The sequence below is a fragment of the Phycisphaerae bacterium genome, from assembly GCA_017999985.1.
Lineage (GTDB): Bacteria > Planctomycetota > Phycisphaerae > UBA1845 > Fen-1342 > JAGNKU01.
Genome location: JAGNKU010000011.1, coordinates 66,306 through 80,413, shown reverse-complemented (window position 1 = coordinate 80,413; position 14,108 = coordinate 66,306). Strand labels below are relative to the sequence as shown.

The following is a 14,108-nucleotide window of genomic DNA, read 5'->3' as shown; positions in this document are numbered from 1 at the left end:
CGTACGCAGCGCATGTCTGCCCACGTTCCGAATCCACCGCCGACGCACCGCGCCACGCCCGGCAAGCCGTATGCGCTGCTCGCGCTGCTGCAGGTGCACTGGTTCATCCGGCTGCGCTGGCTGTTCGCGGCCGGCGCGCTGACCGCACTCGCGGCCGAACGCTTCATTGTGCCGACGGCCCGGCGCCCCGCGGCTTTGTTGGCCGTGGTGCTCGCGGTCGCGGCGATCAACGTGGTCTGGGTGCTGGTCGCGCGCTTGCTGCGGCCGCGACTCGAGGACCCGGGCGCGGACCAGCGGGTAGCGATCCGCCATGGGCAGTTGTTCGTTGGTGCCCAGATCGCGATTGACCTGCTGCTGCTGACCTGGATCCTGGCGCTGACGGGCGGCGTCGAAAACCCGATGGCGCTCTTCTACCTGTTTCACATGGCGATCAGTGGCCTGCTGCTGCGTACCTGGCAGGCCGCGCTGCAGGGGCTGTGGGCGGTGCTGCTATACTCGGCGATGGCGGTTGCGCAGGCGGGCGGCTGGCTGACGTACTACCCGTTCATGGCGCAACTGCCGCGCACCGGCTTGTTCACGGTGCCGACCTACGTCGCGCTCGTTATCACCGTGAACGCGCTGGCGGTCCTGGGGACGCTGTATTTCACGGATCGCATCGGCCGCGTGCTGAATCGCCGCGAAGACGTCCTGATCCGGACGAACGTCGCCCTGGAGCAGGCGCGGCAGGCGATTCAATTGCTGCAGGAGCGCAGATCGCACTTCATGCAGACCGCGGCGCGTCAACTCCGACAGCCGCTGGAGACGGTGCGGACGCTGGCGAAGCTGGTGTGCGACGGCACGGTCCGCGATCCCCCGAGCGTCCGCGGCACCTGCGACCGGATCGCCGAGCAGTGTCGCGCGGGCGTCAACCAGGTCGCTGCGTTGCTGACACTGACGCGCGTACAGGACGCGGACCCACGCCGGCAGCGCGACGCCCGCGCCGACGTGTCGCGCATCGTCCGCGAGCTGTGCGCCAAGCATGCGCCGATCGCCAGCGCGAAAGGCGTGACGCTGAAATGTGTCGGGAGCACGGAGGGCGGACTGACGGCGCAAGTCCAGCCGCCGGACCTGTGCGACTGCCTCGGCCACCTGATCGAGAATGCGCTCAAGTACACGCCGGCGGGCGGGCACGTGGAAGTGCGCGTTCTCCGTGGCGCCGCCGGCCCCCCGTGCGACGCGCGGGCGCTTGGAGCCGGGCGCGTCGCCAGCCCGCGCGTCGAGGACTTCATTCACGTCGCTGTGGCGGACACCGGGATTGGCTTCGGCGAAGATGTCGATGCGCGCGGCATGGCCGCAACGGGCAGCGGATCGCTGTTCGATGCGTTTCGCCGGGGCGACGAAGCGTTGGCCGCCGGGATTCCCGGCAGCGGGCTGGGGCTCACGATCGTCCGGGCGGTCGTGGAGCAGGCGGGCGGGTACATCCATGTCGAGTCACGGCCGGGGCAGGGGGCGACGTTGACTGTTTCGCTGCCGGCGGCGCCGGACAACCCTCAACCGCCGTGATTCGGGTACCTGCCGGCGGCATGCTGGCGGCCGAGCACGATGTAGCTGGCGCCGACGCGGCCCAAATACTCGCGATCTTCCGGCGTGACGTCGCGCGTGATCCGCGCGGGCAGACCGACGACGAGCTTCCCGTCGGGGATAATCATGCCCGGCGGGACGAGCGCACCGGCGGCGACGATACAACCTTTGCCGATCTCGGCGTCGTCGAGCAGGATCGCGCCGATGCCGATCAACGTCCCGCGTCCAATTCGCCGGCAGTGCACGACCGCGCGGTGACCGATGGAGACGTCATCAGCGATGTCAAGCGGCACGCCGGACTTCGTGTGAATGATCGTGCCGTCCTGGACATTGACGCGCTGGCCGATCGTGATCGCGGAGACGTCGCCGCGAATCGTGACGTGGTGCATGACGGTCGAGTCGTCGCCGATCGCGACGTCGCCGCCGACGTAGGCCGTGGGGGCGATGTAGACGTTGCGGCCGATGGTGGGGCGGATGGGGTTCTGGCTCATACGTGCTGGGCGACGACCTTGCGCTTGCGGGCGGCGAATTCCGGGGCTTCTTTGATGCACGTGCCGAGGATCTTCAGCGACTCGGCAAATGCAGCCCAGCCCGCGCGGCTCAGGTCCGCCGGCTGCGTGCCGATGTCCGGGTAGCCGTCGGCGTCCGGCTGGACGTGCTCCCAGTTCTGGAACAGCCGGCCCCAGTCGCTCGCCAGCACCTCCTGCATCATCCGCTTCGCGCGCATCGGGTACCAGAAACTGTCGTGGTAGATCACGCTCGCGATGTACGCCCACGGCGCGAGAACCGTTTTCAGTGACCACTCGACCGGCTTCTTCAGCGGGCCCCAGTAAATCAAATGCTGCATGCGGCTGGCGAACGTCATCTTCTGGAACGGGCCGGCGAAGTGCCAATTCTCGTTCGCCGCGGACGCGTCGCCGACCAGCTCGATGTCGCGTGGATCGCCGCAGCCGAGGCCGCGCTCATGCGCGAGTCGGATGAACTTGATCGACAGCGGGTCCATGCCCATCAGTTTCGCCGCGGTGGCGTCGATCGCCGTCTGGTCCGCGCTCGCGAGGATCACGTTCTTCACGTGCGGGAGCATGCAGCGCGGGCCGGGTCCGTCGCCGGCGAACGTGCCGTCCATGACCGCGAACACGCCGCGGTGGATTTTTTTCTGGATCATCAGCAGGTCGACGAGCGTCTCGTGGATGACTGGGTGTGTCCAGTGCCGGCGCTCATTCAGCAGCCCGCCAAACGCGTTTTTCATCGCGCCGGTCGTGGTCGTGAAGACGTGCGTCTTGATCGTCGGCAGGTGGATGATGTTCTCGCCGATGAAGCGGCGGGGGATCATGAACCCGCCGGGGTAGACCTCGTTGAGGCAGAGGAACTGCTTGGTGAGGTCGCCAACGGCGTCGCGGATGTTGATCCAGTCCTCGCCCTCGTAGAGGTGGACGTTGCGCAGGCCGTGGGCCTCGATGACGTTCAGTTGCTTGTTTTCGCGTTCGCCGAGGTGGGCGTCGATGACGACGGTGCGGTTATGGCAGGCGTGGATCAGGTTGGAGTCATAGCCGTCGGCCTGCATGGCCCGGATGACCCCCTCGAGCTGCCACGGCACGGTCGAGCTGCCGGGGAAGAAGAAGTGCCAGGAGATGTTGATCTTCAGCGCCGTGTCGGCGTCCTTGGCGACCACGTCCTGGTAGCCGGCGAGATTAAGCAGCTCGTGGTAGTCGCGGAGCACGGTCCGCGGGGAGGTCTTGAGGATGGCGACTTTCGCTTTGGGCACGGTTACGCTCCTGCACCGGAAACAGCCGGTGAGTGTGGGATTCTAGCACGGGAGGGGAACGAGGGAACAAGGGAACGAGGGATCGAGGGCGGGGACAGCATAGGCACTCAGGCACGCAATCCGAGCCCGACGCGCAAGCGCGGGTCCCGCGCGGCGTGGCTTGGCACGTGGGAACGTCGGCATGTGGGAATGTGGGAACGGGCGGCCCGCGGCCCAGGATCCGCAGCGGCAGCGCCGGGCCCGCGCAGCACGCGGCGGCGTCGGGTCGGTTTACCTCTGGCTCATGGCTGACGGCTCACGGCTCGCAGCCTAGCGCGACTACTTCTCGCCCGGCAGGGCGCGCGAACCTGGCCAGCGGTTTCAACCGCCGGTATGCGACGCACACTCGCTCCCTCCTCTTTCCGAGCCCGCGCGGCTCGAAAGTGTGGTTCTATGCGGACGATTGCCGACTCTGGCTGGCTTGGGGGACCGACCTGCGGTCCGTCGGTCGACAGGCCGGAGGCCTCTCCCCCAACCAAGACGAACCGGGAGCTACGCCCGTCCCGGACGGCGACTCGGGGGGCGGTCGCTCCAGGTCGGCTACAGGGGGCCGACGCTACGACACCTGCGCGACACCGATACCACACGGAGGACTTGACCGGCAGGATGTTGATGCCAGAGGTGGCAAAGCTGGAGCTTCGCACTCCCCAGAGGAGGCAAAGCTGGAGCTTCGCACTCCCCAGGGACGGCGAAGCTGGAGCTTCGCACTCCCCAGGGACGGCAGAGCTGAAGCTTGGCACTCCCCGCCACACAAAAAAGTGCCCCACCGGTGCACCCACACCGGTGGGGTCTTGAGACGCCCGCGACCTCGGGCACTTCGCGGGCGCTTTTCCGTGTGGCGGGCTACCTGGGGGATAGGCCTCTGGCCTGTCGCTGACCGACCGGAGATCGGTCCCCCAGGTTGGTGCGCTGGCACTACCGCCGGTAGATCACGCGTCGCACCGGCAGGTCGCGGCGGTCGTAGTGGTCGCTGCGGGTCTCGGCGCGCACCATCCCGCCGTGCTGCGTGCTGCCGTACGCGGTCGAGGTCGCGTTGACCCCAAACGGCGTGGCAGTCGCGCGACCGCCGGCGCCGACCGTGCGAGCGAGGCCGCCGGTCGCGAGGGCGGTGCCGATGCTGGTAGAGGCTTCGCCGTCCGCGCCGATGCTGAAGTTAAAGGTCGTCGCATACGCCGGCCCGCGATTCGGGGCGACGGCGAGGCTCAGCGACAGCGTCAGACCGTCCTCGTCGACACCGATCGCGACCGAGCGGGCGGCGTTGACGGCGCCGGTGCGCGTGTCGGTGCGGGCGAAGCCGGCGTCGCCTTCGTAGCGGGCGGTGCCGGTGGCGGTGCCGGAGTGACGCCGGCCGGCGGTCGCGCTGGCGGACGTTTCAGCTTCGCTGGCGAGAGCGGCGGGGGCCGCGGTGAGAAACAGTATTCCGGTCAGGGTGTTGAACAGGGCGGCGTTGGTCAGCATGCGTTTCATGGCTCATCTCCTCGCTGGAGGACTCGGTGCTCAGTTCTTCGCAGTGATGGACGAGCGATGGGGGCGGGGTATTCAAGGTCGGCGCGGGTTCGCAGCCCAAGCAGTTCAGGGCCGAAGCACCGTCATTATCGGACGGTCAGTGCGGGTGGGCAGACGCTACGTCGCGCCGTCGTGCAGGATGCTGCCAAGCCAAGTCTGCACGCTTTCGCCACGGTAGATGATCAGCAGCACCGCCACGCCCCACAGGAGGATGGCGGCCTGGAACGGGCGGTCGCGGAGCAAGACTTCGGTTGGCCCGTCGACGCGGCCGTGCTCGACGAGCAGCGCGAACCGGAAGATCGCGTAGACGACGATCGGCAACGTGTACAGCAGGTAGTTCGTGCCGAACACGTCGAGGGTCCGCTTGTCGTTGGCGTACAGCATGAAGCTGACGACCGCGATGCCGGCCGCCAGCGTCGTCATGTGATTGAGCAGCTCGGGCGTGTACTCGGCGAGCGTGCGGCGATGCCGGGCCGCGTCGTGCTGCGTCCCCGCGTTGCCGAGCGCGTTCAGCTCGCAGCGGCGTTTGCCGAACCCGAGGACGAGGCAGAGGGTGAACGTGCACAGGACCAGCCAGTGGGAGATCGTGACACCGACCACGAGGGCGCCGGCCACGGCCCGCAGCACGAAGCCCAGTCCGATGGTGATAACGTCCAGCAAGGTCGCGTGCTTGAACCAGAATGTATAGGCGGTCTGCAAGACCACGTAGAGCGCGACGACCACGAAGAACGCGCGGTTGAGCGCCCATCCGCCGAGCAGGCCGCCCACGAGCAGCAGCGCGCCCCAGATGGCGGCGGCCGAGACGCCGACGCGGCCGGACGCGATGGGCCGCAGGCGTTTCGTGGGATGGATGCGGTCCTCGTGGCGGTCGTGGATGTCGTTGAAGACGTACACGGCGCTGCTGACGAGGCAGAAACACGCGAAGCCGAGCAGCGCGAGCACCAGGCTGGCGCGATCATCCAGCTTGAGCCCGAAGACCAGACCTGCAAACACGAACAGGTTCTTGGTCCACTGCCCCGGTCGCATCAGTTCCAGGTACGGCATGGACTCCTCTTGCCCGGGCCGCGCCGATCCGCCCGCGTGCGCGGCATTGTGCGGACCGGGCCGCGGCGGGTCAATCCGCGGCGAGCGGCATGTCGGGCTGCACGTCGGTCGGCAGATCCCACGCGCTGGGCAGGGGCCCGCCGATCTCCAGGCGACCGCCGGCGCCGGCGTCACTGGGCAGGCGGAGCGTGGCTTGGTCGCGGCCGGCGCTCAGATGCAGCACCAGTGGGTTCTCCCCCGTTTCGACGCTGACGGCGGGTGTTACGGTGGCGTCGGCGCGGTCGGGGATCAGCACCGCCACGAAGATTGTTGTCGCGCCACGTTCGAGCGGCTCGAGCTCGATCCGCCCCCAGAGCGGCTGTTGCCCGAATTGCGCGCCGAGGAGGGTGGGGCGGCCGAGGCGATACCAGGCGTTCTCGGCGCCGCGCCGCTCAGCAGGAATGATGAGGCGCTCGAAGCCGTCCGCGTCACCGCCGATGTAGGTGCGATCGACGTGGCGACCCTCCGCGATGCGCAGGCGCCGGGCGGGCCCGCCGACGATCCGCTGCGCCTTCGTCGTCGGCAGCGGCGCCGTGAACCAGAGGCTGCCGTCGCGATCGGTCCAGCGCAGCCACGCGGCGGTGTCGCAGCGCCACACGCCGGCGTCGTTGGTGCTGCCGGCGACACGCGTACTCGCAGGCAGGTCGGTGCCATCAACCGTGGGCCGTGCCGGCAAATTGAGGATCCACGTGGGCGGCGTGCGGCCCTTGGGTGTGGTGACGCGGTCCACCACCACCAGGACGCGGCCCCAGACGAAGCAGAACGTGCGGGTATACGCGCTGACTGCGCGGCGGTCATACGCCGGGGCCAGATCGAGCGCCAGGTATGCCGCGGTGTCGTGCCAGCCGTACGCGAGCTGCCGGCCAGTCAGGCGTCCCTGGCTTTCGAGCGGCAGGGCGAAATCGGTGCACGTGTGTTCGATGCAGCGCTGTCCGCCGCTGGGCAGGTAGCGCTGGCCGTACCAGTTCACCACGCGGGCGGGGTCCCAGAGCACCAGCGCGTTGTGACTGATCGTCGCGGTGCAGTACTGCTCGAAGTCGAACGGCGTGTTCTGCTGGCCGAGGTATTGCGCCCCGCCCTTGCTGGCAATTGCCTCCAACAGCACGTCGTTGGCACCGCTGACGACCAGCTCGCCGGAACGACAGAGGAGGAAATGGCCGGCGTCAAAGTGCTGGCGGCGGCGCAGGAAGGGTTGCCCGGCGTCGATCCAGACGACGGTGGCATCGGAGCCCGCGGGGCCGCGAAAGAGGACGGCGCCGTCGAGGTTGCGGGCCGTGGGGAGCTGGCGCGGATCGCAGCGCGGGATGCCGGTCGTGTCGAACGCGATGGCGACCCAGCGCCACAGCGTGGTCAGACCTGAGGGGTCGGGCTCCGCCAGGGCGGACTCGATGCGGTCTGCGAGCAGAGCCGCCGCGGGGTCGCGGGTCCGGGCGGCGATGAGGTGCGCAGTCACGGGCAGCAGATCGCGCCAGGCGGGCGCCGGCGTAACCGGCGCGGCGTCGCCGTCATCGTGCAGAAAGCCGTGCCGCAAAGCGGGGTGATCGAGCTGCTCGAAGAGGTAATGCTCAAGCCAGCGACCGACGCTGGCGCGGTAGTCCGGCCACGCGTCGCGCTGCAGGAGTCGGCTGGCGATTTCGATGGCCAGGGCGGTATCCGCTTCCTCGTCGGCGGCGCGGGCGGAGCCGGTCGGGCTGCGCCCACGCCACGCCACATATTGCGGAAACGTTACCGCGAAATAGTCGCGGGCCGCGTCAAGCAGCCGCGTCCGCAGCTCGACCCAGCTCTGGCTGGGCTCGTCTGCAGGGTCGATGGCGGCGGCCACGGCCACGGCCGCGAGCTTTTCGCGAAAGCGGCGGGTTTCCAGCGGACTGTCGCTCGGCGCCAGGGGCGCGGCCCGACGGCGTAGCTCGATCAGGAACTCGTGCCGTACCGTGGGCGACAGTGCGTCCCAGCACCAGTCCAACGCGATCGCAAGCTCCAGCGGATCGGTCGCAGCGCCAGCCGGTTCGCGGAGGGCGGACTCGATCAGTCGCAGGCGCACGCGATCGGTCGGGTCGTCGTCGGCCACGACGTGGAGAAACGCGGCGGCGAGCAACTCGCCGGGCAGAACATCGTCGCCACCGCGCGCGACCAGCCCGGCCCGCAGCGCCTGGAAGTCAGCGGCGCGAACGCCCGAGCGCCCCCAGCGCGGGTCGGCGCTCGCCGGCGCCGGCAGACCGCAGACATGCTTCAAGCGCGGCACGTCAGGTACGCTCAGGAGCAACGCGGGGTGTTCGCCGGCGCGGCAGAGCGGGATGGCGGGCAGAGCCAGCACGAAGCCAGCCAGGGCGGGAAAGGCCGCGCGGCGAGGCCGCGGGGGAGGCGGATTGTCGAGCGTGCCAGGATGCACACTGCTAGCGTCGCGGCTGGAGGCGCGGGCGCCAAGGGCCGCGCGCGGCTGGGAGCGATCACGGACCCAGTTTGGCTGAAATACTGACGGCAAGGGCTTGGCAGAGAACTCGCCGTGCGCGCTTCGCGTACCAGGGTTGGACGGATACCGCAGGCTGCGCGCTCCTCATGGTTCGGTTGCGCAATGACCGATATAATAGTCGCCCGTGTGCCGCGCAGGGCTGTCGCGCGGCGCAACGCGGTATACGACAATGATTTCAAGCTGAGGCCGCTTTCGGAAGGTCTGCGGGGTGTTTTGCTGTAGACCGACGCAGGCCCGGCACGCTCTGCCGCTGAGCTCGGCGGTGAGCGTCGGACGTAGACATCCCGGCTGTGCCGGAGAGATGGGAGACAACTGTGCCCGAAGCCGGGCCGGCAGAGCTGGTGGGCGAACGTGGGGGCGAGTCGCCGACGGGCGCGATTCCCGCGGCGGTGGTGGGGTATGCGCGTGGGGGGCGGGAGCGGTCTTTACGCGTCAACGTGGTCTGGGCGCTGGGTGGCAACATTGTCTCCGCCGCCAGCATGTACCTGCTGATGGTCGTGCTGGCGAAGCTGGCGACGGTAGCGACGGTGGGCGTATTTGGCGTCGCGCAGGCCGTGGGCTTGCCGGTCAGTATGCTGCTGAGCCTGAAACTGCAGCAGGTGCAGGTGACCGACGCGCACCGGGAATACGATTTCGGGCATTACTTCGCGCTGAAGATAATCACCTCGCTGGTGGCAGCGGTGACCATCGCGGGGATCGGGTTGGCCTGCTATCCGGTCGACACGGCGGTTGTGACGGCGCTAATGGGGATTGGGTACGGGATCATCGAGGTACGCGAAATCCTGATGGCCGTGATGCAGAAGGCGGAGCGCATGGACCGCGCCGCCGTCTCGCGGACTTGGATGGGCCTGTCCGCCCTGGTCCTTTTCGCGGGCTTCTTCTGGGTGACGCGCAGCCTGGCGGCGGGCGTGATCGGGCTCGTGCTCAGCCGGTTGATAGTCATCGCGTTTTACGATCTCCCGATCGCGCGCGGTTTGTTAGCGGCGAGCCCGCGGAACGCGGGGCACACAGGCCTGGCGCCATGCTGGGAGTGGCGCCGGTTGGGGACGCTAGCGTGGCTGTCAGCGCCGTTGGGGCTCGTATCGGGCGTGGGGATGTTGTTCATAAGCATCCCGCGTCTGACGCTGGACAAGTACTGCGGGACAGACGCGGTGGGGTACTATACCGCGATCTCGGCGCTAGTTTCTGTCGGCGTCGTGCTCGAGGGTGCCATCGGACAGACGATCAGCCCGCGGTTGGCCCGCTATTTCGCGGAGAACCGGCGGGCGTTCTGGTGGCTGCTGCTCAAGGCGGTGGGTGTGTCGGTGGCGTTTGGTCTGGGCGGCGTGGCATTGAGCGCTGTGGCGGGCCGGCAGATACTGTCGCTCCTGTATACGCCGGCGTACGGTGAGCACCATGTGCTGCTCATTGAGCTGGCACTGGCCGGGACTCTGCTGTTCTCGTTTTCGACGCTGAACGTGGGGCTGGTCGCGACGCGGCGGTTTGGGGTACAACTGCCCGTATACGGGCTGGCGGCCATGGCCTGCGGCGTGGCGAGCTTCGTGCTGGTGCCGCGGATGGGGCTGCACGGAGCGGCGTGGGCGATGGTGATCTGCAACAGTGTCGGGCTGATCGGCTGCGCACTGGCGATTCTTGTGACCGACCGGCGATGTCCGCCGCGCGCGCAGCCGGTGGCGACCACGCGGCTGGAGGTGCTGGATCCGGAGAGTCGGCCTGATGTTTGACGTGCTCAAACAGGACTACCTGGCGAGCCGGGCGCGCGGACGCGCGACAGCGGGGCGCATGCTCTGCCGCGCGGTGTCCGATGCCGGTTTTCGCGCCATGTGCTTTTACCGGCTGGCGCGCTGGTGCCGCGCGCGCGGCTTCCGGCTGGCGGCCGTCCTGGCGGAACGACTGATGCATCATCTGTCGCATTGCTGGATCAGCTCGCTGGCGGAAATCGGCCCGGGCTTCCGCGTGGCGCACGTCTGTGGCATCGTGGTGCCGCCGGGTGTGATCATCGGCGCGAACTGCGAAATCCGGCAGAACGTGACGCTGGGAGGGAACCTGGACAAGCGCGGCCCGGATGGGCGGACGAATCCGCGGATTGGGGATGGGGTCTCGCTGGGACCGGGAGCTGTAGTCCTGGGTCCGATCGAGGTAGGGTCGGGCACCTTCATCGGGGCGAATGCGGTGGTCACGCAGTCCGTGCCACCGAACTCGATCGTGGCGGCGTTCCGGGCCGAAGTCACGGGCGAGCGAGACGCGGAGGGTACCCCCGTTCGCGATGCGCGGCGCGTCTTTCTCTCGCGACGCGAGCTGTTTGAGCGGATCGACGCGCTGGAGCAGCGTCTGGCGGAAGTCCAGCGCGGCACGCCGCAGCGATAGCGGGATACCGGTGCCGGCATCGCCGACTTGCGGCTGGCCGGTCTGGAGCAAGAGAGCGCGGAACATGCTGATCGACTCGCGCAAGCTGGTGGCCCCCGGAGGCGACGCCGGTCTGATCGCGCTGAGCGGCGGCGGCTGCGCGTGGGTCACCGGGTACTGCTTCGTGGGCGACGAACCGAAGCTGGGGCGCGAGCTGGCGGAGACGGTGCACGCGGCGGTGACGGCGCCGGACGCGCGTGCGGCGCTGGCAGCGCTCAACGGCAGCTTCTGGGCGGCGCTGGTCAGCGGGGCGCGCGATCGCGTGGACGTCGTGACAGATCGGTTCGGGACGCGGCCCCCGTACTACGCGTTGGAGGCCGACGGCCTGCTGCTGGGGGAGGATTTCTGGAGCCTGTGCGACGCGCTGGCCGCGCCGACGTTGTCGGCGGACGCGGCCGTCGAACTGCTGACCTACTGCTACGTGCTGGGCGAGCACACGCTGGTCGAGCAGATCCGGGACGTGCCAGGCGGCACCCATCTGGTGTTCCGTCTGGATCCGCGGACCGGGGCGGCGGCGCTGGCGAGCCGCCAGTGTCACTGGCGGCACGACCTCCGGCCGGAGGCGCGCCCACCGGGCGTCATGGTCGCCGAACTGGGGGAGGTCTTCCGCAGGATGTCGCGGCGCTACGGCGCGCTGGTGTCGCGCTTGGGCGTTCAGACCGTCGGTGTGAACCTGAGCGGGGGGTCTGACTCCCGGACGATCGCGTGCCTGTTGCACGAAGCCGGGGTGCGTATGCATTTCTTCACGAGCGCCTGGGTGCCGGGCGAGGTGGCGTCGTCGCTCGCCGTGGCACAGGCGCTGGGTGCACCCCACACGATGCTGCCGTTCTGGGCATTGGGGAATCCGGCGCCCTACCCGGCGATTTTCTGGGCGCTCGCGCCGACGACGAAATTCACGATCGCGAACCACGTAATCGGACTGGCGACCTATGGCATCGGCGGGGTGGGGGCGCTGGTGTCCGGGCATTTTGGCGACCCGGTGGCCTGCGGGCAGATCACGTTTCCGGAGTATGTGCGGCGTGGCAGCGGGCGGCCGGTTCTGATGCGGCTGATGGAGCGGTTTCACGTGCGCTGGCGCCCGGCGGCGCTGCGGCCGCTGCTGCGCGGGGAGCATGCGGAGGCCACGGCGCGCGCCATTGAGCACTTGCGGGCGCTGTGCGCGGGGGTTGAGGCGTCGCACGATCTGGGGATGGTCCCGCAGGTGGACCTGGAGCAGCGGCAGCGGCGCTACGTGCTGCGCGATTACCTGGCGCAGCGCCAGCTCGTCGAGAGCTTCCTGCCGCTGAACGACAACGAGTTCATCGACTTTTTCGCGCGTGTGCCATTTGAATGGCTGGCGGGCCGCGCGCTGTACTACTCGGCGCTGCATGAGCACTTGTTCGTCGGTCGGCGCCGCGCCCTGCGAGGGATACCGATCAACGGCGAGCGCTCGCATACGATCCGGTACCCCGCCGCGCGGTTCCTGAAGAAGTACCTGCAGGACCGCGCGTCCGGCCTGGCGTGGCGTATCGGCCGGCGGCGACGGCAGTGGGGCGCGGGAGATGCGCGCGCCGTTTCTGATGCGACCTGGGTGGGTGACGCGGGGGAGGGTGCGTGGCTGGCGGATCTGGAGTGGCTCTGCGACTTGGGCGCGCTGCGACGGCTGGTGGCGGAGAATCTCGGGAACGCCGCGTTCATCGTGAACAAGCTGTGGGCGCTGTATACGGTGGCGCGTGTGTCGCGGCGGATACAGCGCCGCGAGGTGCCGGCATGCGGGTGACGCGCGGGACGCGCATGGTGCTGTCCGTCAGTCTGGCGCTGCTCGCCGGGCCGCGGGCGGGGCACGCCGCGGACGACGACGTGGCCAACGTGCGGTTTCGTGGCGACGGCACGGTGTTGGGGATGCGGATCGGCGCGGTGCAGACCAGCGCGGAGCCGGTCCGCGTCGAGACGACCGGCGCACGGTTCGAATATGCCGGCGGCGTGCTCCGGGTGTTTCAGGGGCTGTCGGAGCCGCGGCGTTGCGTGGCCACGCTCACGCTGGGTGGCGCCCCTGTGCTGGAGGCGCGCGAGCAGACCGAGGACCATGTGCTGCTTTGGTCTGCGGCGGCCAACGTTGGAGTGTATGGTGACTCGACGCTCATTTTCGCGCCCCACGCGGAATTGCGGCTCACGTGCCAGGGAGCGTTCAAGCCCGAGTACGAGGGACGCCAGGACGGCGAGCTGCTCCTGATTGATGAGCGCGGCGGGCTGGCGATCTACCCGCAGCGCCACGAGGCCGGGTACACGGTCAACAAGATCGTGCTGCAGCGGAGTGACTGGGTGGCCGACTACACGCTGCGGCCGGGGCAGCGGGTGATGCTGGCGGCGTTTCCCGGCCGGCCGTTCGACTGGGAGCGGTCGTTTCGCACCGAGTCGGTGATCGTGTATGGCAGCATGGGCAAGGGCGCGGGCAACCCGTACGGCGAGATGCCGTCCGCGCGCGAAATCGGCGCCCTGGCCCGCCACTTTAACATCATGCTGGTCTGGCACTGGGGGCTGTATGAGGGTGGTCGGCCCGAGCCGCCGCACGTGATCGTCAACGAGGCCGAGTTTCGGCGGCTGGTGCAGACCGCACAGAGTCAGGGCATGAAGGTCGCGCCCTACACTTCGCTCTTTGCGCACGTGCGCAAGTTCGGCGAGGTGGAGGGGTACTATGACTTCGTGCGGATGCTGGTAGAGCGTTACGGAGTCGCGGGGATCTACATCGACGGGATGTGCTTCGACTACCACCTCAGCAAACTGGACGACAAGATCGCCAACTGGGAGATGATCCGGCGGCTGCGGCAGTTGCTGGGGCGCGACCGCGTGATCGTGTTTCACGGTACGCACCTCGGCACGCCGACCGCGACGATGCCGAACGTGGACACGTACTGCGACGCGACGATCTTCGGCGAGGGCGTGACGTTCAAGTCGGTCGAGGATCCCTACGTGCGCTACCAGGTGCGGAAATACGACATTTCCAACACGGTGGCGTACTGGCTATACGGCCGGAACGGGAAGCCCCCCGAGGGCATCACGTGGGAGCAGTGCGTTGATGCGCTGGTGGCGATGAACGGGCGGGGCCTGAGCTACAGTTCGGTGGCGGTGCACGAGCCGCCGCGCAACAACAAGTACGTCTGGGGGGACGGCAACACAGGACGGTATCGTTACTATCTAGGCAAGCTCGCACCGGTCCGGGCGGCGTATCTGGCACGGCTGCCGGGCGGCGAGCGCCGGTCGGACCCGGAAGCGGGTCGCCGGGAGTGATGGACCGCGTAG

The 14,108-nt window shown here is 68.6% G+C and carries 10 protein-coding genes; 5 read left to right on the top strand and 5 right to left on the bottom strand.

Going from position 1 to position 14,108, the window contains the following annotated elements:
- Window positions 1-12 precede the first annotated feature (12 nt).
- Window positions 13-1,542: a HAMP domain-containing histidine kinase gene (locus KA383_14975; protein ID MBP7747419.1), complete on the top strand. Its 1,530-nt coding sequence runs from the start codon at window positions 13-15 to the stop codon at window positions 1,540-1,542.
- Here the strand turns inward: KA383_14975 and KA383_14970 are convergent.
- The 5 genes from KA383_14970 to KA383_14950 all read right to left on the bottom strand — a co-directional run bounded on the left by KA383_14970 (window position 1,530) and on the right by KA383_14950 (window position 8,267).
- Window positions 1,530-2,051 (bottom strand): gamma carbonic anhydrase family protein, encoded by a 522-nt coding sequence (locus tag KA383_14970; protein ID MBP7747418.1) that lies wholly within the window; start codon window positions 2,049-2,051, stop codon window positions 1,530-1,532. The genes KA383_14975 and KA383_14970 overlap by 13 nt on opposite strands.
- A complete protein-coding gene (locus KA383_14965; GenBank protein MBP7747417.1) occupies window positions 2,048-3,325 on the bottom strand; it encodes a DUF362 domain-containing protein in 1,278 nt (425 codons plus the stop codon). The genes KA383_14970 and KA383_14965 overlap by 4 nt, the downstream gene beginning before the upstream one ends.
- A gap of 954 nt (window positions 3,326-4,279) precedes the next feature.
- On the bottom strand, window positions 4,280-4,822 hold the full coding sequence (locus KA383_14960) for a hypothetical protein (protein MBP7747416.1): 543 nt from the start codon (window positions 4,820-4,822) through the stop codon (window positions 4,280-4,282).
- A gap of 165 nt (window positions 4,823-4,987) precedes the next feature.
- Window positions 4,988-5,914 carry a decaprenyl-phosphate phosphoribosyltransferase gene (locus tag KA383_14955; protein MBP7747415.1) on the bottom strand — a complete coding sequence of 309 codons (927 nt, stop codon included), beginning with the start codon at window positions 5,912-5,914 and terminating at the stop codon, window positions 4,988-4,990.
- A gap of 70 nt (window positions 5,915-5,984) precedes the next feature.
- Entirely contained in the window at window positions 5,985-8,267 is a 2,283-nt protein-coding gene (locus KA383_14950) for a heparinase II/III family protein (protein MBP7747414.1), read from the bottom strand.
- Between the two features lie 470 nt (window positions 8,268-8,737).
- Between KA383_14950 and KA383_14945 the strand changes: the two genes are divergently transcribed.
- The 4 genes from KA383_14945 to KA383_14930 all read left to right on the top strand — a co-directional run bounded on the left by KA383_14945 (window position 8,738) and on the right by KA383_14930 (window position 14,096).
- Complete coding sequence (locus KA383_14945) at window positions 8,738-10,147, top strand: hypothetical protein (protein MBP7747413.1); 1,410 nt, start codon at window positions 8,738-8,740, stop codon at window positions 10,145-10,147.
- A complete protein-coding gene (locus tag KA383_14940; protein MBP7747412.1) occupies window positions 10,140-10,790 on the top strand; it encodes a hypothetical protein in 651 nt (216 codons plus the stop codon). Before KA383_14945 ends, KA383_14940 begins: the two co-directional genes overlap by 8 nt.
- A 64-nt stretch (window positions 10,791-10,854) precedes the next feature.
- Window positions 10,855-12,588 (top strand): hypothetical protein, encoded by a 1,734-nt coding sequence (locus KA383_14935; GenBank protein ID MBP7747411.1) that lies wholly within the window; start codon window positions 10,855-10,857, stop codon window positions 12,586-12,588.
- Entirely contained in the window at window positions 12,579-14,096 is a 1,518-nt protein-coding gene (locus KA383_14930) for a hypothetical protein (GenBank protein MBP7747410.1), read from the top strand. Before KA383_14935 ends, KA383_14930 begins: the two co-directional genes overlap by 10 nt.
- Window positions 14,097-14,108: the final 12 nt, after the last annotated feature.

Excerpts from the sequence above, each read along its gene's own strand:
- KA383_14975 (MBP7747419.1), top strand. The coding sequence starts at position 13 with ATGTCTGCCCACGTTCCGAATCCACCGCCGACGCACCGCGCCACGCCC.
- KA383_14970 (MBP7747418.1), bottom strand. The coding sequence starts at position 2,051 with ATGAGCCAGAACCCCATCCGCCCCACCATCGGCCGCAACGTCTACATC.
- KA383_14960 (MBP7747416.1), bottom strand. The coding sequence starts at position 4,822 with ATGCTGACCAACGCCGCCCTGTTCAACACCCTGACCGGAATACTGTTT.
- KA383_14955 (MBP7747415.1), bottom strand. The coding sequence starts at position 5,914 with ATGCCGTACCTGGAACTGATGCGACCGGGGCAGTGGACCAAGAACCTG.
- KA383_14940 (MBP7747412.1), top strand. The coding sequence starts at position 10,140 with ATGTTTGACGTGCTCAAACAGGACTACCTGGCGAGCCGGGCGCGCGGA.
- KA383_14935 (MBP7747411.1), top strand. The coding sequence starts at position 10,855 with ATGCTGATCGACTCGCGCAAGCTGGTGGCCCCCGGAGGCGACGCCGGT.
- KA383_14930 (MBP7747410.1), top strand. The coding sequence starts at position 12,579 with ATGCGGGTGACGCGCGGGACGCGCATGGTGCTGTCCGTCAGTCTGGCG.